The organism is Mycobacterium sp. NGS54, assembly GCF_059812465.1.
Genome location: NZ_JCALCS010000005.1, coordinates 219,852 through 244,554 on the forward strand (window position 1 = coordinate 219,852; position 24,703 = coordinate 244,554).

27 protein-coding genes and 2 pseudogenes are annotated in these 24,703 nt (G+C 63.4%); 18 read left to right on the forward strand and 11 right to left on the reverse strand.

Going from position 1 to position 24,703, the window contains the following annotated elements; translation table 11 throughout:
• Positions 1-274: 274 nt before the first annotated feature.
• The gene (locus AC5Y5E_RS16935; protein ID WP_083169475.1) at positions 275-709 is read right to left on the reverse strand and encodes an SRPBCC family protein; all 435 of its coding nucleotides are present in this window, start codon (positions 707-709) and stop codon (positions 275-277) included.
• Positions 706-1,374 (reverse strand): TetR/AcrR family transcriptional regulator, encoded by a 669-nt coding sequence (locus AC5Y5E_RS16940; RefSeq protein WP_083169473.1) that lies wholly within the window; start codon positions 1,372-1,374, stop codon positions 706-708. The genes AC5Y5E_RS16935 and AC5Y5E_RS16940 overlap by 4 nt, the downstream gene beginning before the upstream one ends.
• Positions 1,375-1,599: 225 nt before the next feature.
• Between AC5Y5E_RS16940 and AC5Y5E_RS16945 the strand changes: the two genes are divergently transcribed.
• The 9 genes and pseudogenes from AC5Y5E_RS16945 (at position 1,600) to AC5Y5E_RS16985 (ending at position 7,947) form a co-directional block, all read left to right on the forward strand.
• Positions 1,600-1,821, forward strand: a complete 222-nt coding sequence (locus AC5Y5E_RS16945) for an SDR family NAD(P)-dependent oxidoreductase (protein WP_269475049.1) — start codon at positions 1,600-1,602, stop codon at positions 1,819-1,821.
• Positions 1,746-1,901, forward strand: a pseudogene (locus AC5Y5E_RS16950) (SDR family oxidoreductase); the annotation flags it as partial. The gene AC5Y5E_RS16945 and the pseudogene AC5Y5E_RS16950, both read left to right, overlap by 76 nt.
• Positions 1,879-2,316 carry an SDR family NAD(P)-dependent oxidoreductase gene (locus AC5Y5E_RS16955; protein WP_083169469.1) on the forward strand — a complete coding sequence of 146 codons (438 nt, stop codon included), beginning with the start codon at positions 1,879-1,881 and terminating at the stop codon, positions 2,314-2,316. The pseudogene AC5Y5E_RS16950 and the gene AC5Y5E_RS16955, both read left to right, overlap by 23 nt.
• 36 nt (positions 2,317-2,352) lie before the next feature.
• Complete coding sequence (locus tag AC5Y5E_RS16960; RefSeq protein WP_083169467.1) at positions 2,353-3,444, forward strand: hypothetical protein; 1,092 nt, start codon at positions 2,353-2,355, stop codon at positions 3,442-3,444.
• Between the two features lie 9 nt (positions 3,445-3,453).
• Positions 3,454-4,197: a hypothetical protein gene (locus tag AC5Y5E_RS16965; protein WP_142274856.1), complete on the forward strand. Its 744-nt coding sequence runs from the start codon at positions 3,454-3,456 to the stop codon at positions 4,195-4,197.
• A 3-nt stretch (positions 4,198-4,200) separates the two neighbouring features.
• Entirely contained in the window at positions 4,201-5,433 is a 1,233-nt protein-coding gene (locus tag AC5Y5E_RS16970) for a cytochrome P450 (RefSeq protein ID WP_426626906.1), read from the forward strand.
• On the forward strand, positions 5,430-6,539 hold the full coding sequence (locus AC5Y5E_RS16975; RefSeq protein WP_499904018.1) for an ABC transporter substrate-binding protein: 1,110 nt from the start codon (positions 5,430-5,432) through the stop codon (positions 6,537-6,539). The genes AC5Y5E_RS16970 and AC5Y5E_RS16975 overlap by 4 nt, the downstream gene beginning before the upstream one ends.
• A 29-nt stretch (positions 6,540-6,568) precedes the next feature.
• Positions 6,569-6,769, forward strand: a complete 201-nt coding sequence (locus AC5Y5E_RS16980) for a ferredoxin (protein WP_083169459.1) — start codon at positions 6,569-6,571, stop codon at positions 6,767-6,769.
• 14 nt (positions 6,770-6,783) lie between these two features.
• Positions 6,784-7,947: a CaiB/BaiF CoA transferase family protein gene (locus AC5Y5E_RS16985; protein ID WP_426666689.1), complete on the forward strand. Its 1,164-nt coding sequence runs from the start codon at positions 6,784-6,786 to the stop codon at positions 7,945-7,947.
• Between the two features lie 141 nt (positions 7,948-8,088).
• On the opposite strand, the gene AC5Y5E_RS16990 is transcribed toward AC5Y5E_RS16985, so the two are convergent.
• Positions 8,089-8,772, reverse strand: a complete 684-nt coding sequence (locus AC5Y5E_RS16990) for a TetR/AcrR family transcriptional regulator (RefSeq protein WP_083169455.1) — start codon at positions 8,770-8,772, stop codon at positions 8,089-8,091.
• 128 nt (positions 8,773-8,900) lie between these two features.
• Here AC5Y5E_RS16990 and AC5Y5E_RS16995 point away from each other — a divergent pair, with 128 nt between their 5' ends.
• The 3 genes from AC5Y5E_RS16995 to AC5Y5E_RS17005 all read left to right on the forward strand — a co-directional run bounded on the left by AC5Y5E_RS16995 (position 8,901) and on the right by AC5Y5E_RS17005 (position 12,335).
• Complete coding sequence (locus AC5Y5E_RS16995; RefSeq protein ID WP_158086185.1) at positions 8,901-10,049, forward strand: LLM class flavin-dependent oxidoreductase; 1,149 nt, start codon at positions 8,901-8,903, stop codon at positions 10,047-10,049.
• 468 nt (positions 10,050-10,517) lie between these two features.
• Complete coding sequence (locus tag AC5Y5E_RS17000; protein ID WP_142274855.1) at positions 10,518-12,083, forward strand: class I adenylate-forming enzyme family protein; 1,566 nt, start codon at positions 10,518-10,520, stop codon at positions 12,081-12,083.
• A gap of 63 nt (positions 12,084-12,146) precedes the next feature.
• The gene (locus tag AC5Y5E_RS17005) at positions 12,147-12,335 is read left to right on the forward strand and encodes a MaoC/PaaZ C-terminal domain-containing protein (RefSeq protein WP_197747117.1); all 189 of its coding nucleotides are present in this window, start codon (positions 12,147-12,149) and stop codon (positions 12,333-12,335) included.
• A gap of 446 nt (positions 12,336-12,781) precedes the next feature.
• Here the strand turns inward: AC5Y5E_RS17005 and AC5Y5E_RS17010 are convergent.
• The 3 genes and pseudogenes from AC5Y5E_RS17010 to AC5Y5E_RS17020 all read right to left on the reverse strand — a co-directional run.
• A pseudogene (locus AC5Y5E_RS17010) lies at positions 12,782-12,884 on the reverse strand (hypothetical protein); the annotation flags it as partial.
• A gap of 279 nt (positions 12,885-13,163) precedes the next feature.
• Complete coding sequence (locus AC5Y5E_RS17015) at positions 13,164-13,943, reverse strand: enoyl-CoA hydratase/isomerase family protein (RefSeq protein WP_426666688.1); 780 nt, start codon at positions 13,941-13,943, stop codon at positions 13,164-13,166.
• Positions 13,944-13,962: 19 nt separating this feature from the next.
• Complete coding sequence (locus tag AC5Y5E_RS17020; protein ID WP_083169447.1) at positions 13,963-15,102, reverse strand: acyl-CoA dehydrogenase family protein; 1,140 nt, start codon at positions 15,100-15,102, stop codon at positions 13,963-13,965.
• A 79-nt stretch (positions 15,103-15,181) separates the two neighbouring features.
• Between AC5Y5E_RS17020 and AC5Y5E_RS17025 the strand changes: the two genes are divergently transcribed.
• On the forward strand, positions 15,182-15,760 hold the full coding sequence (locus tag AC5Y5E_RS17025) for a TetR/AcrR family transcriptional regulator (RefSeq protein WP_264052609.1): 579 nt from the start codon (positions 15,182-15,184) through the stop codon (positions 15,758-15,760).
• Between the two features lie 67 nt (positions 15,761-15,827).
• Here the strand turns inward: AC5Y5E_RS17025 and AC5Y5E_RS17030 are convergent, their stop codons facing one another.
• Positions 15,828-16,661: a mycofactocin-coupled SDR family oxidoreductase gene (locus AC5Y5E_RS17030; protein WP_083169445.1), complete on the reverse strand. Its 834-nt coding sequence runs from the start codon at positions 16,659-16,661 to the stop codon at positions 15,828-15,830.
• A gap of 333 nt (positions 16,662-16,994) precedes the next feature.
• Between AC5Y5E_RS17030 and AC5Y5E_RS17035 the strand changes: the two genes are divergently transcribed.
• The 3 genes from AC5Y5E_RS17035 to AC5Y5E_RS17045 all read left to right on the forward strand — a co-directional run bounded on the left by AC5Y5E_RS17035 (position 16,995) and on the right by AC5Y5E_RS17045 (position 19,665).
• A complete protein-coding gene (locus AC5Y5E_RS17035) occupies positions 16,995-18,194 on the forward strand; it encodes an amidohydrolase family protein (RefSeq protein ID WP_067920442.1) in 1,200 nt (399 codons plus the stop codon).
• Between the two features lie 13 nt (positions 18,195-18,207).
• Positions 18,208-18,807, forward strand: coding sequence for a TetR/AcrR family transcriptional regulator (locus AC5Y5E_RS17040; protein ID WP_067920440.1), 600 nt, complete (start codon positions 18,208-18,210; stop codon positions 18,805-18,807).
• Positions 18,808-18,900: 93 nt separating this feature from the next.
• The gene (locus AC5Y5E_RS17045) at positions 18,901-19,665 is read left to right on the forward strand and encodes a FadR/GntR family transcriptional regulator (RefSeq protein ID WP_083169441.1); all 765 of its coding nucleotides are present in this window, start codon (positions 18,901-18,903) and stop codon (positions 19,663-19,665) included.
• Between the two features lie 125 nt (positions 19,666-19,790).
• On the opposite strand, the gene AC5Y5E_RS17050 is transcribed toward AC5Y5E_RS17045, so the two are convergent.
• Genes AC5Y5E_RS17050 through AC5Y5E_RS17060 form a run of 3 tightly spaced genes read right to left on the reverse strand, consistent with a single transcriptional unit; the run spans position 19,791 to position 21,841 of the window.
• Entirely contained in the window at positions 19,791-20,735 is a 945-nt protein-coding gene (locus AC5Y5E_RS17050; protein WP_499904019.1) for an SDR family NAD(P)-dependent oxidoreductase, read from the reverse strand.
• Positions 20,736-20,772: 37 nt separating this feature from the next.
• Entirely contained in the window at positions 20,773-21,234 is a 462-nt protein-coding gene (locus AC5Y5E_RS17055; protein ID WP_158086183.1) for a nuclear transport factor 2 family protein, read from the reverse strand.
• The gene (locus AC5Y5E_RS17060) at positions 21,227-21,841 is read right to left on the reverse strand and encodes a TetR/AcrR family transcriptional regulator (RefSeq protein WP_067920433.1); all 615 of its coding nucleotides are present in this window, start codon (positions 21,839-21,841) and stop codon (positions 21,227-21,229) included. The genes AC5Y5E_RS17055 and AC5Y5E_RS17060 overlap by 8 nt, the downstream gene beginning before the upstream one ends.
• Positions 21,842-22,015: 174 nt before the next feature.
• Here AC5Y5E_RS17060 and AC5Y5E_RS17065 point away from each other — a divergent pair, with 174 nt between their 5' ends.
• Complete coding sequence (locus AC5Y5E_RS17065) at positions 22,016-22,597, forward strand: nuclear transport factor 2 family protein (RefSeq protein ID WP_067920431.1); 582 nt, start codon at positions 22,016-22,018, stop codon at positions 22,595-22,597.
• Positions 22,594-23,355, forward strand: a complete 762-nt coding sequence (locus tag AC5Y5E_RS17070; protein WP_067920429.1) for an SDR family NAD(P)-dependent oxidoreductase — start codon at positions 22,594-22,596, stop codon at positions 23,353-23,355. Before AC5Y5E_RS17065 ends, AC5Y5E_RS17070 begins: the two co-directional genes overlap by 4 nt.
• 178 nt (positions 23,356-23,533) lie before the next feature.
• Here AC5Y5E_RS17070 and AC5Y5E_RS17075 read toward each other — a convergent pair whose 3' ends face one another.
• Positions 23,534-24,682 carry an acyl-CoA dehydrogenase family protein gene (locus AC5Y5E_RS17075; protein ID WP_499904020.1) on the reverse strand — a complete coding sequence of 383 codons (1,149 nt, stop codon included), beginning with the start codon at positions 24,680-24,682 and terminating at the stop codon, positions 23,534-23,536.
• Positions 24,683-24,703 lie beyond the last annotated feature (21 nt).

The following is a 24,703-nucleotide window of genomic DNA, read 5'->3' on the forward strand; positions in this document are numbered from 1 at the left end:
CGACTGGACCGGATACCGAGTAGTTAAGCGGCATCGTTTAGGACTGTGGGTGTGCCGACGAAAGATGAGCAACTCTCGGGCCCGATGTGGTCCGGGCGGTGCAGGCGGCAGATCGAGTCGGCCGTCGAAAGTGTGCTCGGCGCTGAACATTTCCTTGTCGGCACGCAACACCCTGACAGCTCAGACGGGTACTTCGTAAGCATGGCCGCGACTTTCGGAGAGCTGAGGCCCAGCGTGTCGGCGACGCAAAAACTCGCGCCAGAACTCGAAGGACTCACCGGCGATCTGCTTCTCGGGTAAGTGCGCTTGCCGTGTGGCCGATGGCCATCCTCATCGCGAGGCGGATGAGATTGCCCGTGCCCGGGATTCGCGGTGTGAAGCTTGCGCCCCAGGTGATCGATGAGCCCCCGTTGCAAGGCTCGATCCGAACGTCGCCGACATAATCACGCACGGGCAGGCCCGACAACATGGTGTACGTCTGAATGTGGGGCACGTCAGTGGCGGTGATCTGTTCCCGCGTCGTGAAACCGGCCGCCTTCATCGCGCGAATCGCACCTGGCCCCGTTGTAGTCGGGCCGCCGTTCTGTTCCCACCGCGCAGACGTGACGCCGGGCATCCAGCGGGGCCAGTTCGTCACATCGTCCAGGACGGCGTAGACGACCTCCGCTGGTGCGTTGCAGGACCGGGTCACCGAGAATCGCAGTGTCATCGCCGTGGCTTCCTTCGAGGGTCACGCCTGAGCCCCTCCAGCAACAGGTCCAGGCCATAAGAGAATGATTCCTCGCTCTCCGTCGCAGATTTTCGCGAAGCAGTCGCGCCCACCGCAGCCGCTTCGAGATTTGGGTAGCCCTTCACCTTTCGGGTCAGGGAACGGCGCGACAGTCGTGCCCTGGCCTCCCGTCGTTGGACATCACCGGTGATGAACGTCATGAGTGCCTCCAAGGCGCGACTGGCGTCGCCCGCCTCGAAGCCGCCATCCACCAGAAGTCCCATCGCCCCGTCGGCGAGTCGGAGTCCCTCGGGAGTGAAGAAGTAAGGCACGTGCTTCCAGATGAACGACGCCAAACCGGCGGCCTGACTCATGGCTCGCCAGGTCGAAAGGGATAGCTCTGTAAGCGCCTGATCCCAGGGACCGGTGGGGACGACGACCCTGGCCATCAGGGCGTCGGCGACGAGGTCGAGGAGAGCCTCCTTGTTCGGCACGTAGGAGTAGAGGGTCATCGGTGCCTTGCCGGTGGCCTCCGCCAACCGTCGCATGGTGAGGGCGTCCAATCCCTCCGACAGTGCGATGGTCACCGCCGAGTCGATGAGAGTGTCCAGGGTGAGCGACGTTCTCCTCGACAAGACCTCGCTGTCGATTCGCTCCGCAGCCACTTCGTCTCCTGTGCATAGATCCTGTTGGGTCCGTTGCTCGTGAGCGTACCCAGAAGGTCAGCTCGCAGCGTAGCTGTGCGATTCACGAATCCTTGACGCATTCTATTCGTACATAGTACGGTCCACGTATCGTACAGCGTACGGTTCATCAGATCCGCATCGAAGGGGACTGACTTGGCGGGAGACTTCGAGCGGCTGTTCGGCCTCACCGGGAAGGTTGCGGTGGTGGTCGGTGCTGCGGCAGGGATCGGTAAGGCGTCAGCCTTGTTGCTGGCCGAGGCTGGCGCAAAAGTCATTGCGGCAGACCGTGATCGATCTCGAGCGGAGCCAGTGGCCGCTGCAGTGACCGAGGAGGGTGGCATGCCGAGGCTGCGTGGGTCGACGTCACCGAGGAGCCGTCGGTCTGCGATCTGTTTCAGGGGATCGCGGGTGTCGACATCGTGGTGAACTGTGTCGGCATTTACCCGAAGACGCCTCTGCTGGAGACGACCACAGACGACTGGGATGCTATCCACGCCGTCAACCTGCGCGGCGCCTTCCTTTTGCGTGAGGGAGGCGGGACGGTCGATGGCAGCGAACCGCGGTGGCTCCATCGTCAACGTGTCATCGATCAGTTCGGTCCACCCTGCAGTGATCGGCAACGCGGCGTACGGAGCCTCCAAAGGCGGCCTGAACGTGCTCACGAAGGCCGCGGCACTTGGGTTGGGACCGCGTGGAATTCGGGTGAACGCACTTCTGCCCGGCGGAACTCTGACCGAGAACGCGCTGCGGCCAAGCCCAGTTCAACGATCTGGACCAATCCTCGGCGAAGGTCGAGTCCTACTGGGCCGCATGGCGCAACCGGTCGAGATGGCGGCAGGGATCCTATGTCTCGCGGCTGCCGCTTCCGGTTACATGACCGGTCAAACCCTGGTCATCGACGGTGGATTCCTGGTGACGTGATGTGCGTCCCGTGCCGAGTTACCAGCAGCAGGAGGAATGGTGGTCTACCGCGTAATCCAGTGTTATACAGGTCAAGTCGGCAGTCGGGTCATCCGAAATCTGATCAAGGACCCCGCATTCGAGATCGTGGGGACGCTCGTATCGAGTGAAGCCAAGCACGGTCGCGACATCGGTGAGTTGGCCGGACTCGATCCCATCGGACTCGCTGCTACCAGCGACTTCGATGAAATCCTGGCCCTGCAGGCCGATTGCGTCATCTGGAACGGCATCGTCTCCAGCTATCCCACCGCGCCGGTCGCGTCGTCGGAGCCCGGAGCGGCGGGATCCGACGCCATCGTTCGCCTTCTGCGATCGGGAAAGAACGTGTACTGCGGGGTCGGCGCATGGTTCACGGAGGGGCAACCCGAGAAGCCGGAACTGGAAGCCGCATGCGCCGAGGGCAACGTCAGCATCGTGGGAGGCGGCAACATGCCCGGCCTTGTCAGCGACGCGCTGCCCCTCTTCCTGTCGGGGTATTCCGGGCAGGTCTCGAGCGTCTGGTGCAAGGAGACCGATCACGAAACCGAACACCCGTCCGCACACGAGCTCGAGCTCTATGTCGGATTCGGTCTGCCGGTCGGTGAATCGACGCCCGCTGAGGAACTCATCAACCGGCTCTACGAGTGGGCCTACCGGCAGGCGGCCAACCAGGTGGCGTCGGCAATGGGAGTCGTGCTGGACGACTTCCGCCTGGTGTTGAAGGAGAACGCACCCGCCGCTGAAGACATCAAGCTCGACAACGGATTGCTCATCCGCAAGGGCACCGCCGCAGGCGTACGTTTCACATTCGGTGGCTTCGTTGGCGGGCACCAGTGGTACACCTTGGTCTGCGAGTTCACGTGCGCTTACGGATTGGGCCCGGACTGGCGGCAGACCGAACACGATCCCCAGTTCACCGCCGTGATTGAAGGCACTCCATCGCTGCGTGGGACCGTCACGACGCTGGGCAGTGCGCACGACGTCGGACCGGTGCTGGACATGAACGCCGCGCGCGCGGTGAACCTGGTTCCGCTGGTCGTCGCCGCCGCTCCAGGCTGCCGAAACATCCTCGAACTTCCGTTCGTCACCAGCACGTCCGCAACGACCTAAGGAGTCAGCATGACTGAAACGTCTCCACCGATCTACTTGCACGAATTACCCCACGCAACTGTGGGCCTGGAACAGGAATACCTCGACGGCATCGAGAAGAAGTTGTACCCCGCCACCATCCGGGAGGGCAGCAGCCTGGCGATCCGACCGGTGGGTGCCTTCAAGGTCGACGCGAACGGAGCGGAGTGGCCGTCGTTCGCCTTCCTATGGCGCTACGGCGGCGGGTGGAAGGCGTGGATGGACGAACGGAAGCCGATCAGCGATGATCTGGAGAAGACCGGCGCGTCGGCGGAGCTCAGCGCGGACCCCGGGATGGTGGAATTCGTACGGGGTGCGACGAAGTGGCGGAAGCGCTCGATCGAGACGGTCCTTGTGCCGCTGTCATTCTCACCGTTGCCGCCGGAGCTGCCCACTCGGACCGCACCGGGCAGCATCTTGCTCGAGCAGCGCTACACGATCGGCCATGGGCGCGTCGCCGATTTCGTTGCTGCAATGGAGAAGTCAGTCTTGTCGGCGGTCGGAGACGCCGGATTGGAACTGCAGCTATTCAGCCGTGTCGGGCATAGCCCGTTGGAGTTCGCGGTGTTCTGGTCCAGTTCCTTCGATGCATTGGGCGAGCTGTTCGCCGGCCGCGACCCACGAGACGAGAGTTCGTTTCTTCCCGGCCTCGAAAAGGCCTGGGAGCATGTCGTCGAGCTCACCGAAAACACGCTGATCCCCATGCCGTTCTCGCCGCTCGGGGGCACGACGTAACACATGGAACACCACGTAGGCGATTTCGACCACATGTCCGAGGCTTTTGCGAATGACGTGCACGGGTCGTTCCGTGAACTTCGCGAAAGGTGCCCGGTCGGCTACTCGGAAAGGCATGGCGGACACTGGCTGATCAGTCGGTATGACGACGTCGCACGAATTCTGAAGGACGACGAGAGCTTCTCGTCGGCCCGGCCTCCGGGGACCGACGGTGTGGCCGTTCACATTCCGTCCATGCCCGCGCCGCTGAATGTGCCGATCGAGCTCGATCCACCGGAATCGCTTCTGTACCGTCGAGCACTACATCCGTTTCTCTCGCCTGCCGCCGTGGAGTCGCGGCGCCCGCGGATCGCGGCGCTAGTGGGAAAGTGCGTGGACGGCTTCATCGAATGCGGTGCGGGCGATCTGATCACGGATCTCGCCAGCCCTGCCCCCGCCTACGTCATCACCGACATGATAGGACTCTCGCCGGAGCACTCACCGCGGTTCTCGACGATGATGCATGCGCTCACGTCGCACATTCCCCACAGTCCGGAGTGGGAGGAGGCGGTCGCCGATGTGCCCTGGGCGATGGGGCTGATCCACACCGCGATCACCTCCCGGTCCGACACGGGAGCCCCGGAGGATCAGGATCTGATCTCCTGGCTCAAACAGTCGCGGGTCAACGACCAGCCGATCAGAGACGAGATGATGCAGTCGATGGTGATGTTGGTCATCGGAGGCGGTGTGGACACCACCACGTCGCTGACCGGACAGGCGTTGATGTGGTTGTACCGAAATCCCGAGAAGCGAGAATGGTTGCGGAAGAACCTCGATCAGATCAAGTGGGTCACCGAGGAGTTTCTCCGGTACAGCTCCCCAGTGACCACGCAGGCCCGTACCGCCATCCGCGAGGTCGAGGTCGGCGGCCATACTATTGCGCCCGGCGACCGGGTACTGATGTGCCTTGCCGCCGCCAATCACGACCCCGCGCAGTTCCCGTCGCCCGACGATGTCGTCGTCGACCGGGAGGTCAACCGGCACTTGGCATTCGGGGTCGGCACGCATCGCTGCATCGGTTCGAACCTGGCCCGGGCAATGTTCGAGGCGATGATCACCGAGGTGCTGACCAGGCTTCCCGACTATTCCGTAGACGAGGAGCTGGCAACGCTCTATCCCGCCCAGGGCCTAGTCAACGGTTACGTTCGGCTGCCCGTTACGTTCACGCCCGGGTCTCGCGCGGCGTCGAGCACATGACCACGACCGCACCTGTCAAGACGAGTTCTCGTGACCGCGATCCGTTTCGCATCGGCTATATCCAGGACTGGGGGATCGGGGTCGGCGCCGTCGACGAGATGATCGCCGCCGCGAGGTTCGCCTTCGACGAGGCCCATTGGAACGGCGTCATCGACAGGCCGGTCGAACTCGTACTGCGCGAAGTGGACGGCATGCCGCTGCGTCAGTTCAACGTGATGCGGCAGACCTATCTGGACCTGGTTCACGCCGAGCACTGCATCGGAATCATCGGTCCACACTTCACCGACCAGGTGACTAGCCTGTTGCCGACGATCGAGCAGGCGCATGTGCCGATGGTGACGATGTGCAGTTCAGCTGACGTACCGAGCGAATACTGCTTCACGCTGGGCAATATCTCCACCACCGATGAGGCGGTGGTGATGGCAGAATATCTGCACGAGAAGGGCGCCACGGCTGTTGCGATCCTCCAGGAGGACAACTACCTCGGGCAGGAGTTTCACCGGTATTTCCGGCTCGCAGCGCGACGGATCAGTCTGCCGGTCGTCGCGGACCGGCTGTTGCCGAACTTCGTCGACACCGAGGCGGCCGAAGTCGAAGTCGCCGAAACCCGGGCCGCCGGCGCCGATGCGATCGTGTACATGGGGCTCGGATTGACCGCGCGGCAGGTGCTCACTGCCGTGAACGGACTGATGACCCCCGAGTGGAACCCGATCCGATTATGCAGTTCGATATTCGTGGGTTGGCCGTTGGACGGTTACTTCGGGCTGACGATCGCCACCTACGAGGGATGGACGGGCACGGATGAATTCGACGAGCGGAACCCGGTTTTCGCGAAGCTGACCGATCGGCATCAGAACGCGACCGCGCATTGCTATTCGGCGCTGGGATACGACGCCGGACAAACGATGGCATGGGGTTTGTCGTTGGCCAAACCGCATGATCCCGAAGGTCTGAAGTGCGGGTTGGAACGCATCCATCGATTGCCTGCTGCCGTGGGAAGCCCGGGAACGTATATCAGCTTCGGCCGGTACGACAGACGGGGTTACAAGGGTCCGTTCGTGGTTCTGCGCCGCATTGAGGACGCCAAATGTGTCCTGGCCCAGTGACTGTCTCCGATCGGAAGGAAGCGACATAAATGAGGATCGGCGTCGACCTTGAAAAGTGCCAGGGACACACGCTGTGTGCGATCGCGGCCGCAGAGGTCTTCGACCTCGACGACCACGACGGTCACGCGATCGTCAAGCATGCAAACGGGTTGATTCCCAGCGAACTGGAACAGGCCGCCGCACGGGCAATGATGACCTGTCCCGAGCAGGCGATCCACGAACTTCCATGAGTAGGAGCTTCTCCATGCCGACGTATATGCCGCTGCGGGGAGTGCGGGTACTCGACCTAGGGATTCTCGTCCCTGCGGCGCTGACATCAGGCAAGTTGGCGGCGTTGGGAGCAGATGTCGTCAAGGTCGAGCAGCCGCCGACCGGTGACCGCATCCGGCTGATACCCCCATACGCCGATGACGGCAAGAGCCCGCAGCACATGGCGCAGAACTGGGGTAAGCGCTCGATTGCCCTGGACGCGAAGACGAACGAGGGCCTGCGGACGCTCCTGGAGCTCATCGCCATCGCGGACGTCGTCATCGAAAACCAGCTGCCTGGATTCTGGAAAGGGTGCGGAGTCGATTTCGTCGAGCTCCGAAGGAAGCGGCCGGAGCTGATCGTTTGTTCGATCACCGGTTTTGGCCAGACCGGTGCGTGGTCGCGATTGCCTGCCCACGGTTTGAACATGGACGCCCTTGGTGATGGCCTGAACGTGGATTGGCGTGACGGACAACCTCATCTGGGGTGGGCATTCACCAGCTGGGGCAATGAGTTGGGCGCCACCTCGGCGGCGATGGCGGTGTGCGCTGCGCTCGCGTGCGTTCGCGGGGGCGGAGCAGGTGAGTGGATCGACGTCTCCTGCTGGGATGCACTCGTCGAGTCCCATCGCACCGAGGTCGCGATGACGCGCAGAACCGGGACACCGTTCTCGCTGCGGCAGATGCCGTCGATGGCGTTGTACGACACCTACCTCGCCAGCGATGGGCGGCCGGTCATGCTCGGTGCCCTGGAGCCAAAGTTCTGGCGACGCTTCTGCGAGGGAGTGGGTCGCGAGGATTTGGTCGCCGCTCACGATCAGACGGCCATCGCCTTCGCGTACGACCAGTTCGAACTTCGTCACGAACTCGAAACGATATTCGCCACAGCGACTTCGGACGAGTGGCTGAGCCGTTTCCTGGAGTGGGACATCCCGGGCGGCCCCCTCTACGACGTCCCGGCCTTGATGGCCACCCAGCACTACGTCGACCGTGGAATCGTCGACGGCGACGAAGGGGACTGGCCGCATGTCAAACTACCGTTCCGGTGGCAGAGTGCGGACAGCCGGGCAGGCGCAGGTCTGGAACAACCGCCGGAGTACAACCAGCACGACCTCGAGGTTCGGTCCGATTGGCTCGGCCACGGGTCGCCCGCCGATTAGTCGAGCGGTAGTTCGACACCAATTGGCTCCGACGGCGTGAAGGTTGCAGGTAACGCGGCGGGCGGTGGGTCCGGTGGATCTAGGATCCTGCCGGTGCGAGCCGCACCAACCAGGCCCCGAAATGCTTGCCGTGTAGGTCGCTCAGGTACGTTCGATAGAGGCGGCGGCCACGCCGGTCAGGAGGCATCGCAAGCCGTACTCGGCGATGTGTTCTGCGTCCAAGCCCTTGATGGCTTGCCGCGTCAGTCCGCCTATAGCCGGAAATTCCTTGGCCGAAATCCCAACGGGCAGCCCGATATTGGTGTGTATCAGACCGGCGACGAAGCAGAGACAGGTCGTGTAGATCTTCAACGCGCTGCGCTGATCGAACCCGGCTTCGAGGAGCACGGCAAAGATGTGGTCGGCAATGCGCATGGATTGGTGCCCGTAACCGAAGATCCCGTGGTCCAAGATGTGCGCGGCCGTGCCGGGATAGACCTGGAACACCCGCATCGACTCGAGCGCTTGGGACACCAGCCAATCGGTCCACGGCTCGTCCCCGCGGGGTTGTTGTCGAACTTCGCTGAGCGCAGCGTCGACGACCGCCTCGTTCAATCGCCTCTTGTTTGGGAAATGCTGGTAGAGCGCCATCGGTGAAACCTGAAGCAGGGTAGCGACTTTGCGTATCGTCAGCGCCTTCAGTCCGTCACTGCGAACGCATTCGAGGGATGCCTGGATGATCTCCGCGTGGCTGAGGTCAGCGACGCCGCTGCGGCGAGTCGGTCGGCCGCGCCGCCGCGGAGCCTCAGCCGCGGTCGCGGGCGAGTCGTCGGCTCTTGACGTCATCGGCTCAATCTACCTGGCGAATGCCGCGAACTGCAGACAGGACGTACCCAACCGATCTATATTTGTGTACACAGTACGTAAATATTGACGGAGAGAGGTCAACTATGCGCGTGGGAGCCTATGGAGCGATGTATCCGCCCTTCGATCGGTGTATCGAGAGCGCCGTGCAGGCGGAGGCCGCGGGGATGGACTGGGTGATCTATGGCGATCAGATGTGCTTCAGCCATCCTATTTGTCTGTGGACGCCCGACATCACCACGGCTGCCGAGTACATTCCGTCCTTCGACGCGTTCTACGAGCCGGGCACGCTGATCACTGCCGCCGCCGCCAAGACCTCGAAGGTCAAGTTCTTCTATGGTCCTGTCGACGTCGTTCGACGCGCGCCAAACGTGTTGGCGCAGACGCTGCTAACACTCGATCACGCGACGCAGGGCCGAATCATGATGGTGCTCGCCAACGGCGAGAACAAGCAGATGAAGCCCTACGGCATCGCGCGAAAAGGGGCCAATGACAAGCTGTGGGACGCCTCGCACATCATGCGATCGTTCCTGGATACGAACGAAGAGGTCGATTACGACGGCCGGGTATGGAAGATGCGGCGCGCCAAGTTCGATCTGGGCCCCTACGGCGCTGAACCACCACCGTTCTGGGTTGCCGGCGGGAGTCCAGACAACCTGTACTTGGCCGGCGCCGTCGCGGACGGCTGGATCACCGCCGCGCCGGGTCACACCGAGGACGACCCACAATCGTTCATCGACAAGGTCAAGATCGTCCGCGACCATGCCGAGCGCGCGGGCCGTGACCCCGATTCACACGCGATCGCACTGCTGGTATTCCTCGTGGTCGACGACGATGAGGCGACCTGTGACAAGCTGCGCGACCATCCGTTCATCAGGTGGAACACCCTGGCGTACACGCCAACTACCGCGACCTTCAAGAAATGGGGCCTCCAGCATCCGTGGGGTTACGATTGGATCTTCTCCCGTGACGCCATGTGTCCGTGGTACGACCGCGACTATGTCCTCGATTCGTGCAACAAGGTGCCCAAGGAGGCCGTCGACAAGGTCAATTTCGTCGGCACTCCCGAACAGGTGATGAAGCGCCTGTCCCCGTATCTGGATTCCGGCTTCGTCACCGATGTGATGATCTGCAACTTCAACGCGCTGTGCGGTATCGAGTACGCGGAATCCTCCGGGCGTGCCATCAATCGGTTGGTGGGCATGATCAAGGGCGTCGAAGTCGATGCGGATGCACCAGGTTTCGCATCTTTGGTGTGACACTCACTGCGTCGGATCGACGAGCACCTTCATGACGCGAGCCTCGTGAAGGGCCTCGAACCGTCCTCGATCACTCGGCTCAGGCCGATCGTCTCCACCCAGTGGTCCATCGGATAGTCGCCTCGCCGGACCCCTTCGATGACGCTGCACTTTCTCCAGCATCACTTGGAACATCACCTTCGCGAAGTGTGAACCGAGGCAAGGGTGGATGCCAATGCCGAACGCCATGTGCTTGCGGTCCACCTCGAACCGCCGAATCGAAGGTCGCCTGAAACTCACCGATCCGCAGGTATTGACTATTCCTCGCGCAAGGACACGCGTTACTAATCGCTGTTGCTCTCAACAGCTTAAATATATACCTTATTATCGAGTGGAGGTGCAGGCAGATGGGCTTTGCTGACGTGAGATCTGAGGGCTTGGTGGTCGGCCCTACCTGCCTGCGAACAGCACCGTGGAGGTGTGGGCGCAGTGCCTAACCCGCCGTCGATAACTGCATGGCGGGAAGCCACGCTCGGTGATCTACTCGATGAGGCCACTAACCGATGGCCTGACCGCGCCGCTCTCAAATGGCCTACTGGCGAAGGCCTCGCATCGTTGACGTGGACACAGGTTTCGAAGCAGTCCCGCGCCGGCGCGCAGCTGTTGCGATCTATCAGCGACGGCCGTGCCCCGGTGGCGGTCTACGCATCCAACAGCAAGTCGTGGTACCTGGCGATGTGGGCCGCGGCGCTGGCCGGACGCCCGCTGGTCCCGGTCAACCCAGCGCTGACCGGACCGGAACTGAAGACGGTGCTCGCTGACAGCGGCGCCAGCACAGTGTTGGCGGCCGAAAACTATCGAGGGCAACGCCTCGTCGAGCTGGCCCGCGGCGCGGCCGGGGAGCTGGAGTCTGTCAACGAAGTGTGGTGCATCGACGATTGGCTGAAAAATAGGCCGACGGGTGCCCAACGCAACGACGTGGTCCGCCCGGCGGATTCGTTCCTTATCCAATACACCTCGGGTACCACGGGCGTGCCGAAGGGCGCGGTGCTCTCACATCGGGTATGCCTCAATGCCGCCGCTGCAATGAACCCGGCGCTCGAGCCGACTGAGCATGAAATCTATTGCAGCGCTTTGCCGCTCTACCACATCGGTGCCCTTGTCGCGCATGCGCTGGCAATGGCGTGTATTGGGGGAACCTATGTCATGCTTGACGGTTTCTCGGCAGGCCAATTCCTGGCGGCAGCCGCCGAAAGCGGTGCCACCATACTTGGCGGCGTACCGACGATGTACTTGCGCATGCTCGATGAGTCGAGTGGCGGTCCCGTTCCACTACCCCGCGTCAGAGTGCTCATGGTTGGGGGCGCTGACATTCCGGAGTCGCTGATCGCTCGTCTGGAGGAGCATTTCGCAGCGTCTGCCTCCGTGATGTACGGCCAGACGGAGGCGCCGGCGATCACCCAGACACGGCTTAGCGACACCGCGTCGGTCAAAGCCACCACGGTCGGGCGGGCTATGGCTCACCGTGAACTGCGCATCATCGACGCAACCACCTCGCGGCCGCTTCCTTTCGGCCAGATCGGCGAAGTGTGCGTGCGTTCCCCGATCCGGATGGATCGTTACCACAACCGGCCCGAAGCCACTGCGGCGACAATCGATCCCGACGGGTGGTTGCGGACCGGCGACCTCGGCTCGCTCGGCGCCGACGGCCTATTGCGCATCCGTGGACGGATACGCGATATCGTCGTGCGCGGGGGGGAAAACATCTACGCACGCGAAGTCGAGGATGCGATCGAGTCTCATCCCGACGTGGCACAGGCCGCGGTTGTGGGACTTGCGGACCCCGATTGGGGTGAAATTGTGGCCGCTGCGGTGGTGCCTCGGGTCGGCGCCAGGCCGTCGGTTAGCGAGCTGAGCCAGTGGGTGGCGCAACGACTGGCGGCATACAAACGACCGACGCATTGGCGCTTGGTCGATCAGCTACCGATGACGGCGACGGGCAAACCACAGAAGTTCAAGATCGTCGAGGCGATGCGCGTGCACGCGGGTCTTTGACCGCTGCGGGACGGGTGATCGAAGGCGCTTACCGGCGCCGTTCCGGGAAAGCTAGGACTGCACATGGCTCAACCGGCGAAATGGGACGAACTAATCGTCGGCGCTGCCGAATCACGGAGCGACGCGGGTCTCACAGTCACCGACTTCGTCCGTTACCGAGGTGCCGCTGGTGACATGAATCCCCTTCATCGCGGTGTCGACTTCGCACGGGCCGCCGGCTTTTCGGGACTGATCGCCGTCGGCATGCTGTAGGCGGTGCGCATGGCGGCCTATTGTGACCGACTGGCTGGGTCCGCGGAATATCCGACACTTCTCGGTGATGTTTCATGAAGTGGCTTGGCCAGGCGACATACTCACGTACACAGCCGAAGTGGTAAGCCGCGACGCAGCCGCGAAAACGGTCCAATTGAATCCTGCGTGCAGCCGCCAAACCGCAACGTTTCATCTGAGCGGCAGCGCAACGTTCCAAGTCGAGTGAGCTCCAACCGCTGAGAACCCATGCCGCGTGAGGCTTGAACGGCCGGCGTAGGCTCGTCGAGCAGGGGCGCCAGCGAGCGTCGTCAATTGACCCGCTGCCAGCAAGCGGGGAAGTGCCGACGTGCCCGTGTCGATCACGACATGATTCGACCCGTCGTTCGAAGAGCGGCTTCAGCTATGCACGTATCGCTTCGACTGTCACGACCGGTCTCAGAAGCGGCCTACACGCACCCCTTGTCGATGATCTCCTGCTGTTCGAACGGCATAAACCTTCGGCGAACCCGACGACGGCGCCAACATAGCTCGCCGGGATATCCGGTGTATTGGCATCACTGACGGGATGTGTGGAGGCTGACTTTCGTCGGCTCAGGGCCGCCCTGTGCCGTCCCGCCGGGCCGGTGCCGCGGATGGTGTCGAGCGTCTGCAGATCCTCATCGGTGGAACATTTGGCCGATGGTCAGCTGAAGCCACGACCGGTCGGACAGTCGCACCCTGCAGTAGATGTTGACAACACGCCGACGGCCGGGTGGCGAAATGACTATGCCCCGCCCGCTGCGCGAAGTACGTCGCCGTTGGTCCACCACCGCCAGGGATTCTTGTGTATCAGGCGAATTGCGCGGCGCGCTTCGCCGCGAACGCGTCGACCCCTTCGATGCCGTCCGCGCTGGCGGCGTTCCGGGCTATCAGCTGGCCCTCGGTTTCCATCTGTTCCTCGAGCCCGGTACCGAACGTGGCGAGCAGCAGCTTCTTCACCGAGGATTGGGCACGCGCTGGGCCGCTTGCGATCGTCGCAGCCAGTTCGCTCGCTCGTGCCTCGAGTCGATCGTCGTCGACCACCTCAGTTATCAGATTCCACTGCAGCGCTTCATCCGCGTTCAGCGTGCGGTTCGTCAGCATCAACTCCTGCGTGCGACGCAACCCGATGAGGCGCGGTAGAACGAACGACGCGCTTCCATCGGGGCTCAACCCGACCCTGGTGTAGGCCATAGTGAACGAGGCCGACCGGGCGGCCACGACGAGATCACCGCTGGCCGCCAGTGACATTCCCGCGCCGGCGGCTGCACCGTTGACGGCGGTAATGAGGATTGCGTCCATCCGGGCGAACGTCGACGTCGCGCGGTGCAGCGCATCCGCGACCTTCTTGATGTGGCGCCCGCGATCTGGCGCTGTCGAGAAATCCCCGAGATCCCCGCCCGCGCAGAAGAATCGGCCGCGTCCCGTCAGCAGAACGGCCTTGACGCCGGTGAAGGCGCAGTGGGCCGCGACGTCCGCCAGTTCCTCGGTCATGGTGAGGTTCATGGTGTTCGCCGCTGACGGGCGATTCAGCACGATCCGTGCGATGGGTCCGGATACGTCGGCGGTGATCGTCGTGTACTCGTCCATGGTGTACTGCCCTCCCCGCTCAGTCGGCTAGCCCGCGCGCGATAACGAGCCGCTGAATTTGGTTGGTGCCCTCGAAGATCTGCGTGATCTTGGCCTCACGCATATAGCGCTCCACGCGGTAGTCGCGGGTATAGCCGGCGCCGCCGAATACCTGCACGGCGTCCGTCGTCACCTTCATCGCGGCATCTGTGGCGACGAGCTTGGCAACGCTAGCCTGTGCGCCGTACGGCCTGCCGCGGTCGCGTCGGCGTGCAGCATCGAGATATGTGGCGCGGGCGCTGACCACCGCGGCGCTCATGTCGGCGAGTAGGAAACCGAGCCCCTGGTGGTCGATGATCCTGCGGCCGAAGGCCGTTCGTTCGTTGGCGTATCGGGTGGCCTCGTCGAGTGCGGCCTGCGCCAGGCCGACGGCGACTGCGGCGATGCCGAGCCGCCCGCCATCCAGCGCGCTGAAAGCGATGTGCAGGCCCTGGCCCTCTGCGCCGATGCGCCGATCGCCGTCGATGCGGGCGTTGTCGTAGAACGCCGATGTGGTGGGCACGGCGTGCAGACCCATCTTCTCCTCGGGTCTGCCGAAGCTCAGTCCGTCCAGCTCGCTTGGCACCAGGAAACACGAGATGCCCTTTGAACCTTCACCCGTGCGTGCGAACAGCGTGTAGAAGTCCGCGACACCACCGTGTGTGATCCACGACTTAGACCCGTTCAGGATGTATCCGTCACCGTCCGCCTTCGCGGCGCACCGCAGTGCGGCCGGGTCGGAACCGGCCTGCGGCTCGCTCAAGCTGTAGGCGCCGATCCGGTTGCCGGACAGCATGTCCGGGAGCCAGCGTCCCTTCTGCTCCTCGGTACCGAAGGCCAGCAGCGGGTGCGACGACAGGCTGTGCACGCTGACTGCGACCGCGACGGCGGCCCAACGCGCGGCGAGTTCCTCGAGTACCTGAAGGTAGACCTCGAATGGCTGGCCGCCGCCACCCCATTCCTCGGGCTGCGGCAGGCTCAGCAGCCCCGCCGCCCCCAATTGTGCGAAGACGCCTTCGGGATACGTCTCGTTCTTCTCGTGCTCGTCGACGATCGGCTCCAGGACCTTGTCGGCGACGTCACGGGCGAGCGCGATCAGTTCGGCGGCTTCGTCGCTGGGCAACAGCCGGTCGACGGACATACGAGCTCCTCTCGTCGGTCATCTCGGCGGGGCTATACGCAAAACCGTACTATAGTGCCTTTCGCAGTATCATTCAGTCGTGACCGGCAGGCCTCCTTCAAACATCGATCGTCGCGCCGAGCTATTCGAGGCCGTCGTGGAGATGTTCCTCAGTCGCGGATTCATCGAGGTCACCCTGGACGACATCGCAACGCATTGCGGTTGCTCGAAGTCGACGCTCTACAAATTGGTCGACAGTCGCGAGCAGCTCATCCGAGCCGTCGTCGTCCACTTCTTCCGCCGGGCTACCGAGGACGTCGAACGCGAGGTCGCCGGCGCGACGGGCGCACGCGATCGGATCACCGCCTACCTGTCCGCCGTGGGCGCCGCCCTGGATGTCGCATCAGACGCGTTCATGGCGGACGTCAACTCCCACGCGGCGGCTCGGGAGGTGTACGCCAGAAACACGCGCATCGCGACACGACGGGTCTCGGAACTTATCGGCGAAGGCGTTGCGGCCGGCGAGTTTCGACCGGTCCACGCGGCGTTCGCCGCCGACATGGCCGCCACGATGATGGTCCGGATACAGCGGGGTGCGGTTCGCCACGAGGTGGGCCTCGACGATGCGAGTGCGTACCGCGAACTCGCGGCCATGCTCACTGCAGGTTTGCAGGCTTGATGTTGCGGTCACCGCGGCATGGCGGGTACGGCGAAGTCCCCGCCATATCGGTTGCAGTTCGCAGGAATTACAACCGGGCGTTGAAGCCGGCGTCGACGGGCAGCGTCACGCCGGTGATGTACTTCGCCTCGTCGGAAGCGAGGAAGGCTACGGTGTGACTGACGTCCCTGGGGTCGAGTGCGGGCACCGGCATCGGGTTGGTCATCCGGTCGGCGATCTCTGGGTGGGTTGCCACCCACGCGACGAATGACTCATTCATGATCATCGGAGTCATCACACCGGTCGGATGGATGGTGTTTACCCGAATATTGTGCGGGGCAAGGAGGTTGGCGTAGGTTCGCATGAGCCCGACGACGCCGTGCTTGGACGCCACGTAGCCGTCCGGGCCGCCGTTTCCGTCGGACATGCCCTTGAGTCCGGCTGCTGAGCTGGTGATGATAATCGAACCGCCGCGCCCGCCGTCGATCAAGGGCTGCCTGGCCACCTTGATGGTGTTGCGCACCCCGCCCAGCAGGACGGCGACTGCGAGTTCCCACGACGCGTCGTCGTCCTCGTGGTTCTCATCCACGTCGCCGAAGTGCATGATTCCCGCGTTGGCCACCACGATGTCGATGCGCCCACCGAGTTCCGCCACACCCTCATTGAACGCAGTGCGCAACGCGTTGATGTCCCGCACGTCGGCAACTTTGGTCACGACGCGTGTCCCGGCCTCGGCGACGAGCTTCGCGGTGTGCTCGAGATCGTCCCGTGAGGCGAGCGGATACGGGACGGTAGGAAGGTCGGCGCAGACGTCGACGCCGATGATGTCAGCACCCTCTTCGGCCAGGCGGACGGCATGAGCGCGTCCCTGGCCGCGGCCAGCGCCGGTGATGAATGCAACGCGGCCGTCCAACTTACCCATGATCCGTCCCTCAGTTCGTAGTAGTGAGTTCTGCTCAACATGCGTCGCCGATCGCGGCTCAGGCGGCGTTTTGCCAGGCTAAGTTTCTTTCGACGCACTTGTCAACTATTGGAAACGAGCGCTGTCCGTGCCGCTCACCAACGGGGCTCAGGGTGATGTGTTGCGCCAACGTCGAGCGATAGCCGACGGACTTGTCAGGTATGTCCGTCAAGAGGCCGGGACCGCCGTCGATCAGCGTACGGACTGAGCGCGCTGCTGCCGAAGTAAGGTCTGGCGTGATTACATACCAATGCGGTATATTATTAAGCGACACGTTAAGGATGGAGAATTGACATGGCCTTGATACAGGACACCGTCGGACCACTGCCCTACAAACTGGTCGACTTCGATCAGCACTCCTACGAGGCCAAGGACTGCTTCACCAGATTCATGCCCAAGGAGAAGCTCGACACCGCGGTGCATCTGATCGATACCCCGACCGGCGGCAAGGCGCTTCTCGCCAACGAGCGCATCGTCACCGCGTTCGAGACCGACCCGGACAAGGCCTACGTTCCGGGCTCTCTGGTCGAGATGCTCAAGCAGCGAGCGTCGGGTAACGCCGCCGACGCCGAACGGTTCTTCGAGCCGGTCCAGATCGAGTACCTCGACAGAGACGCGCGGATCAAACAGCTCGCTGAGCAACAGATCGAGCGGTCCATCATGTATCCGGGCGGCTGGGCGCTGCTGGCGGAGCCCTTCCTCGACGGCATCGATCCGCTGTATGACAACTTCGAGTCGTTCAACAAGTGGATCGACGAGGACTGGGGATTCAACTACAAAGACACCATCTATGCGCCGGCGCTGAACTCGCTGCGCGACCTCGACCGCGCGGTCGCCGAGCTCGATCGGGTCCTCGATGCCGGAGCGCGTTTCATCTACCTGTGCACCGGACCGGCGTACGGCCGTAGTCCCGGTGACCCGTACTTCGACCCCTTCTGGGCTCGCATCAACGAAGCGAAAGCGGTGATTTGCTATCACATTTCGGAGAATCATTATCAGGAGCACGTCGCTTCGCAGTGGGGCTGGAAGATGGGGCCGCCGTTCCAGTTCTCCGCCTGGCAGTGGCAGAACACCTACGGTGAGCGGCCGATCACCGACACCCTGTCAGCGCTGATCTTCGACAACCTCTTCGGGCGGTTCCCCGACATTCGGGTTCTGGTCAGCGAGCACGGTGCAGCGTGGATTCCTCACTTCATCAGCCACATGGACAAGAGTCGCGGCATGGCGCGGCTGGGCCCGTGGCTCGGAGGGCCACTCACCGAACGGCCCAGCGAGATCTTCAAGCGACACGTCAACGTCGTGCCCTACCCCGAGGACGACACGGTCAAGCTCGTCGAGGCGCTCGGCGGAACCGAGGCCCTTGTCATGGGGTCCGACTGGCCGCACGCCGAGGGGCTGCGCGAGCCGGCCGAGATGTATCTAAAGGTCGAGGGTCTCGACGAGACGCGTCGCCGGGAATTCTTGCGCGACAACGGGCTGGCCTTGCTGAAATAGCCAGGAGCCTGACATGGACGTCCACCCGGTATCGGCTCCGGGGCGGCCCCGCGATCCGTCGACGGAAAACCGTGTTTACGCCGCGGCCAAGCAGGAACTGGCCGCGCGCGGGTTCGAGGGGTTCAGCATGCGCGGCGTCGCGCGCCGTTCGGGAGTCGCCCGCCCGAGCCTGCTGCTGCGGTGGCCGAATCGGGATGCGTTGATTCTCGACACGCTGGAGCGGCTCATCGAGTGGCCGCGGCCGCGACCGGAGGCCGGCGTGCGAGCCGAGCTCGACGCCATCGTCGCGCACCTGGGTAGGGTCATGGCACCGGAGATGCTGTCTATTCAGCTGCGCCTGATCGCGGACGCTCCGCGGCACCCGGAGCTCTACGCCGCATTCCAGGACAAGGTGATCGCCAAGGCGGGTAAGCGGCTCGTGGGTCTGTTGGAAAGCGCCGTACGGGAGCGGCTTTTACCGCCCGATGCGGACGTCCGATGGGCGGCAGATGCGCTGATCGGCGTCATGTACATGCGGACTATCCGGGCCCCGGGCCGGCAACCGCCGTCGCCGGCCGCCCAGCGGGAAATCATCGACGCGCTGTGGGAGGGATTGACGGCGGTACGCGGCTGAAGCCCGCCACTGAGGCGATGGACCGGAGGGGCGCGCTGCTCAGAGCCGCCCTGCCTACCCATCGATCAAGAGCCGGGTGTTTAAAGTAGAGCGATGCCGGTGAAGGTAAAGGGCGATGGCGAGCCCGTCGGACGCGCTGCGGACGTCATCGCACGCCAGCTGCGCCGCAGAATCATCCGCGGCGAGCTCACCGAGGGGGACGTGCTGCCTAGTGAAGCAGATTTGCTCAACCAGTTCGGCGTTTCAAGGCCCACGCTACGCGAGGCGATCAGGGTGCTCGAATCCGAGTCACTCGTCGTCGTCAAACGAGGCTCGCGCGGCGGCATCGAGGTAAGCGTGCCGCGCGTGCAGAAGGCCGCTCACTACGCCGGACTGCTGCTGGAGTACCGCCAGGCGACGACCGCGGACGTGTTCACCGCAGCCGCGGCCATCGAGGGACCCTGTGTTGCGATGCTCGCGCGCAATCGGAGCGCCGACGACTTGAAACGCCTGCGCGAAGCGGTGACCGCCGAGCGCGACGTGAACGTGGACCCCGGGCACCTGCTCGAACTGCAGAACGAGTTCCACCGGTTGGTCATCGACATGGCGGGAAATCAGACGCTCGCGGTCCTCAGCGATGTGATCCGCCACATCATCGAGCTCGCGACGCAGAGCTACGTCGATGACAACGGCGGTTCGAGTCCTTCGTCGGCCGCCAGTGCGGCGGCGGCCACCCGCACTCACGCGAAGGTCGTCGAACTCATCGCGGATAAGGACGCGGCCGGGGCGGAAGCGCTGTGGCGCAAGCATATTCTTGCGACCAGCGCCCGGTTGCGCAGCTCCGGGGTCGCGGGTTCAGTCGTCGACCTGCTCGAATGAGCCCCCATCAGACCGGCAGGTGCTCGAGAAAACTGATCATGCCGACGCCCTTGAGACTCCATATTCATGAATTCTCATCGCCATAACAGCCGCTTCCAGATGGTGAAGCTCGGGTTTCCCGAGGTTCACACTTTTTGCGGCATAACGGCGTCGGGTTCCGGCGGCGTGGCGCCCATTTCGATATGAAGTTTCATGAGGAACTCGCCGTAGGCGACCTGGTCCTCGAACACGTGGCTGCTCCCGAGGTCTCCGAATTCATCGATCTCTGTGAAGTGGTCGCGCACATCGTCGACTGTGAGATCGAGGTGACACAGACCGCGTGACTCGACGTAGTCGAACCTCGCTACTCGGCTGCCCATCGCCTCGTAAAACCGGCCGTTCGCCGTGCAGTCGGGGTGAACCAGCCACGCCGCCGCGGCACTGACCAGCTCCGGGCGATAATAGTTCTCCCAGAACTTCTCCAGGTTGGGGCTGTCCTTCAGCATATGGGCGGTCATCCGGGTATGCGCACCGACGGCGAGCACGTTGGCGCGGATGTTGGCCGAAGCGCCCTCGTGGGCGGCCACGCGGGCCACACCCATCATTCCGGTCTTGGCCGCACCGTAATGCGCGAGTGTCGGCGACCCGTACAGGCCGGCTCCGGAAGAGATGTAGAGAACCGACCCGCCGCCCTGCGCGACGAAGTGCGGCCACGCTGCGCGAGTCAGGAACAGCGACGCGTCTAGCGAGACGCTGCGGATATGGTCCCAGGTGCCGTCGTGAATTTGCGCCAGCGGGGTGAACGTGAACACCCCCGCGTTGTGCAGCACCGCGTCCACCCGTCCGAATTCGGAGACCGCCGCCGCAACCAGCGCATCGCATCCGCGAGACGTCGACACATCGTCGAAATTCGCGATCGCGTTGCCGCCCCTGGTTTGGATCTCGGCGACGACGTCGTCCGCCGGGCCAGTATCGCTGCCGCTGCCGTGCATGCCGCTTCCCACGTCGTTCACCACGACAGTGGCTCCGCGTTCGGCCAATAGCAGCGCATGCGCTCTGCCCATACCTCGTCCGGCGCCCGTCACGATCACGACCTGGCCATCGAAACGCACTTCCGTCATGGCTCCCTCAGCTCTCGATGACCTCGGCCGACGCCGAGGTTTCATTTCTTGCGATGCTTGCCCGCCGCAGAACGGGCACCAGAACTTTGAAGCCATGCAATGTGTCACTGTATTCGCGTACTGAGACGACTTGCCCGGAGGCGGGATCGACCCGCACGACGAAGGAGTACGCGTTCCGGTAATACTCGTTGGCGTCGATGTGGCCCTCGCTCTCCGCCAGGAGCACGGCCCGGTTGCCCTCCACGATCGCATCGATCAAGGTGAAGCGAATCGGAACGATCGAGAGCAATTGCGCGATAAAGGTTTTCATCTCAGGCATGGGGCGCGACTCGCGGCTGGACACTTCCCAGAACGTTCCGTCATCGGACAGCAGACTCAGGCCTTCGTCAATTTTGCCCTCGCTGAACAGATGCCATGGTTCCCATGCAACCCCAATGAGCTCGTCTCGGCGCGCGTTTGATTCAGTCACCAGTTAATGTGCCTTCCTCTTCGGGGAGTCGCGAATTGTGTCGGGCGCCGAACAGGATCCAGCGCAAGCCCTGCAAGTGGGTATCTCCAGGGTCGAGATGTCCTGTTACCGAACGGACCTCTGATAAGGAGCGATAGCGCGCGGGCGACTTTCCGTGGGGCAGGAACGTGGGATTGACAGGCCGCCCTTTCGACGCCGTCTCTGCACCGTCGATGAGCATCTGCCCCATGTTGTAGACGGTGATGACGTGGTAGGCGGTCAAGGCTGTCGAGTGGTCGAGCTCCTCGAGGAGTATGCCTATGGTTGCGTCGGCGAGTCCGATCGCCGCTGGCAGAGGGTGATGACCGTTGACGAAGGCGGCAACTCCGGGGTGGCGGGCGAAGATGGCGCGGGTCCGCGCGACAAGGTCGATCACCCTGTCTTGCCAGCTACCCTCGAGGGGAACCTCGATCTGAGCTATGACAGCGTCACTGACCAATTCGTACAGCTCCTGCATGCTGCCCGCGTGGTAATAGACGGTCGGCGCTCCGACCGACAGCTCGGCGCACAACCGCCGCACGGTAAGCGCCGAGAGCCCTTCTTCGTGAGTGATCCGCAACGCCGCCATGACAACGGCGTCCCTGCTGAGGGGGGCTCGGGCGTGCCTGGCTCGCGCAGCTGTCACGATCGGCTCCTCCAGATGATCAGTACAGTTTGCCAATCCATATATCAGCGCTATAGTAACAACGCTATACGGGCGGCGCCATAGCCGTACGAAAATTGGGAAGGGTTGTGCTGCAGGATGTTTACTCGCGACGAAGTCGAGGCTGCGTTCAAGACGTACTACATGACCGGGCCGGTATTCGAGGATTGGGCGTCCTGGGCGGCGTTGTTCACCGATGACGCCGTCTACCGCGAACACTTTTGGGGCTGGTTCCGGGGACCGGCAGAGATCAAGGTGTGGGTCGAGGGTGCGATGGCGGCCGTGCCGCAGATCTACACGCCGCTGAAGTGGTACAACATCGACGGGGACCGGGTCGTCTACGAGGTTGAGAATTGGGCGGACAACCCTGAGCCCGGGGGTGCCCCGATCGGCTTTCCCTCGGTGCAAGTGATTCAGTACGCCGGTGATGGGAAGTGGCGTTCGGAAGAGGACTGGTGGATCCTGCCCGAGGCGCGCAAGGCGGCCGAACGGTACGCCGCTGCCGCGGCCGCGCATGACCCTGACCACGCGAGCAAGATGACCAGGCAGGACTGGGGGCCATGGGTGGACTGGGCCAGGCCGCCGGCTGGCTCGCATCCCGCGCCTTCGTGGTTTGGTCGCGATGACGTTCTGCCGGTATTGCGTCCGCGGGACCTGACCGTGGGAGTGCGCAACCAATGAGCGTGAATGGCAAACGTCGGGCCGACACCGTCGTGTGGATCTCCGGTGCCACGAAGGGCGTCGGAGCCGGCCTGGCCAGCACAGTCCCGTATCCGGACGCACGCGTCATCAACATGTCTCGCGGAACCGCTGGACAGCTTGAGAACATTCCGCTCGATCTGTCCGTGCCAGATGACTGGGAACGTGCCGCGGAGAGCATGGCGAAGGAACTCAGGCAGTTCGATGGCAGCCGGGTCGTCTTTGTTCACAACGCATTCATGGAAGGACCCTACGGGTACGCCGGCGAGGTCGATAAGGGGCGCGTGCGCGAACATCTGATCGCCAATCACGCTGCGGCGCTGTGGCTGGGCAATGCCTTCCTCGAGGCGGTGTCTCCGGGACTCGAATCGACCTTGGCGATGGTGTCGTCACTGTCGGCCAAGATCCCGATGGAAGGTGCGTCGTTCTACAGCGCGTCCAAGGCGGGCATCGAGATGTGGGTACGCACAGTTGCACTCGAGCGCAAGCGTCGAGGAGTCGGTCCGCGGGTGATTGGCTTCCGGCTTGGCCTGGTCGAATCGCCCGGCGTGCACCACATCGCCGAGGTCGACCCCCGAGACTGCCCCGCGGCCGGTGCAACCAGGGACAGCATCAGCCGCGGCGAGCCCATGCCGGCAGAGCAGGCCGGGCGTCAAATGTGGGGACACATCACGGAGCCTTCCGAAGCCGGCCCTATCTTCGAGATTGGAACTCTCCCAGCCACAATCAAGAATTACTGAATGGGAGTACAGCGATACCTGCGACACCCGATCTCGTATTCAGACTATGCGCGCGCCATCGTGGCCTGAATGGCGGTGACGCACAGTTCGTCTGCGCGTTCGTCCACGAGTGAGCCCTTGAAGGCCCGGCCGATCTGAGTATGAGCGGTCGCCACGACGACCGCGTCGCGGCCACCCGTCAGAATCCCAGCCCCTTGCCAACGATGTCGAGCATGATCTCGTTGGTGCCGCCGTAGATCCGCTGAACGCGAGAGTCGCGCCACAGGCGCGCGATCTCGTACTCGTTGATGTAGCCATAGCCGCCGTGCAGCTGCAGGCACCGGTCGATGATCTTCCACTGTGTCTCGGTCGCGAACCACTTCGCTCCGGCTGCTTCGTCGGCGCTGAGATCGCCACTGTTGACCGCCATGACGCATTTGTCGATATAGGTCTGCATGACGTCCAACTCGGTCCGCATCTGGGCGATCGCGTGCCGGTTCACCTGGAAGGTGCCGATCGGGTGACCGAAGGCCTTGCGATCGCGCGCGTACTGAACGGAGAGATCCAGGGCCCGTCGAGCCGCCGCCGCCGCGTGGATTGCGATACCGAGGCGTTCGGCGGGCAGGTTCCGCATCAGATGGTAGAAGCCTCTGCCCTCTTCGCCGAGCAGATTCTCGGCGGGCACCCGAACGTCGGTGAAGATGAGTTCGGCTGTGTCGGCGGACTTTTGACCGATCTTGTCGAGCTTGCGGCCGCGTTCGAATCCGGGCATTCCGCTCTCCACGATGATGAGACTCAAACCCTTGTGCGGCTTGTCGGCGTCGGGATTGGTGCGACAGGCGACGACGACGAGGTCGGCAAGCAGCCCGTTGGAGATGAACGTCTTCGCGCCGTTGACGATGAAGTCGCTGCCGTCGCGGCGCGCCGAAGTCTTGATGTTGGCGAGGTCAGAGCCGGCGCCGGGTTCCGACATCGCGATCGCGGTGATCAGCTCACCCGTGACGTAACCGGGCAGCCAGCGCTTCTTTTGCTCGTCGGTGGTCAGCTCGGTGAAATAGCCGGCGAGGATGTCGTTCTGCACACCCAATCCCAGCCCGACGCTTCCGGTGAGCCAGAACTCCTCGTTGACGATCGCGTTGTAGCGGAAGTCCTTGATGCCCATGCCGCCGTACTCCTCGGGCACCTCCCAGCCGAGCAGCCCAAGCTTGCCGGCTTCCAGCCACGGCTCTCGATCGGTGTAGCCGCGCTGCTCCCACTCCTCGACGTGGGGCACGCAGCTGGTTTCGAAGAACGCCCTGGCGGTCGCTCGAAATTCGTCGTGTTCGGGTTCGAAGATGTCTCTGCGCACGATTCCTCCGGTTCCAGATGA

Coding starts and splice junctions, on each gene's coding strand:
- AC5Y5E_RS17015 (WP_426666688.1), bottom strand. CDS start 13,943: ATGGACGAGTACACGACGATCACCGCCGACGTATCCGGACCCATCGCA.
- AC5Y5E_RS16970 (WP_426626906.1), top strand. CDS start 4,201: ATGGAACACCACGTAGGCGATTTCGACCACATGTCCGAGGCTTTTGCG.
- AC5Y5E_RS16965 (WP_142274856.1), top strand. CDS start 3,454: ATGACTGAAACGTCTCCACCGATCTACTTGCACGAATTACCCCACGCA.
- AC5Y5E_RS17045 (WP_083169441.1), top strand. CDS start 18,901: ATGCCGGTGAAGGTAAAGGGCGATGGCGAGCCCGTCGGACGCGCTGCG.
- AC5Y5E_RS16975 (WP_499904018.1), top strand. CDS start 5,430: ATGACCACGACCGCACCTGTCAAGACGAGTTCTCGTGACCGCGATCCG.
- AC5Y5E_RS16990 (WP_083169455.1), bottom strand. CDS start 8,772: ATGACGTCAAGAGCCGACGACTCGCCCGCGACCGCGGCTGAGGCTCCG.
- AC5Y5E_RS17040 (WP_067920440.1), top strand. CDS start 18,208: ATGGACGTCCACCCGGTATCGGCTCCGGGGCGGCCCCGCGATCCGTCG.
- AC5Y5E_RS16960 (WP_083169467.1), top strand. CDS start 2,353: ATGGTGGTCTACCGCGTAATCCAGTGTTATACAGGTCAAGTCGGCAGT.
- AC5Y5E_RS17060 (WP_067920433.1), bottom strand. CDS start 21,841: ATGGCGGCGTTGCGGATCACTCACGAAGAAGGGCTCTCGGCGCTTACC.
- AC5Y5E_RS17020 (WP_083169447.1), bottom strand. CDS start 15,102: ATGTCCGTCGACCGGCTGTTGCCCAGCGACGAAGCCGCCGAACTGATC.
- AC5Y5E_RS16995 (WP_158086185.1), top strand. CDS start 8,901: ATGTATCCGCCCTTCGATCGGTGTATCGAGAGCGCCGTGCAGGCGGAG.
- AC5Y5E_RS16955 (WP_083169469.1), top strand. CDS start 1,879: ATGCTATCCACGCCGTCAACCTGCGCGGCGCCTTCCTTTTGCGTGAGG.
- AC5Y5E_RS16980 (WP_083169459.1), top strand. CDS start 6,569: ATGAGGATCGGCGTCGACCTTGAAAAGTGCCAGGGACACACGCTGTGT.
- AC5Y5E_RS17065 (WP_067920431.1), top strand. CDS start 22,016: ATGTTTACTCGCGACGAAGTCGAGGCTGCGTTCAAGACGTACTACATG.
- AC5Y5E_RS16985 (WP_426666689.1), top strand. CDS start 6,784: ATGCCGACGTATATGCCGCTGCGGGGAGTGCGGGTACTCGACCTAGGG.
- AC5Y5E_RS17005 (WP_197747117.1), top strand. CDS start 12,147: ATGGCTCAACCGGCGAAATGGGACGAACTAATCGTCGGCGCTGCCGAA.
- AC5Y5E_RS16935 (WP_083169475.1), bottom strand. CDS start 709: ATGACACTGCGATTCTCGGTGACCCGGTCCTGCAACGCACCAGCGGAG.
- AC5Y5E_RS17070 (WP_067920429.1), top strand. CDS start 22,594: ATGAGCGTGAATGGCAAACGTCGGGCCGACACCGTCGTGTGGATCTCC.
- AC5Y5E_RS17030 (WP_083169445.1), bottom strand. CDS start 16,661: ATGGGTAAGTTGGACGGCCGCGTTGCATTCATCACCGGCGCTGGCCGC.
- AC5Y5E_RS17035 (WP_067920442.1), top strand. CDS start 16,995: ATGGCCTTGATACAGGACACCGTCGGACCACTGCCCTACAAACTGGTC.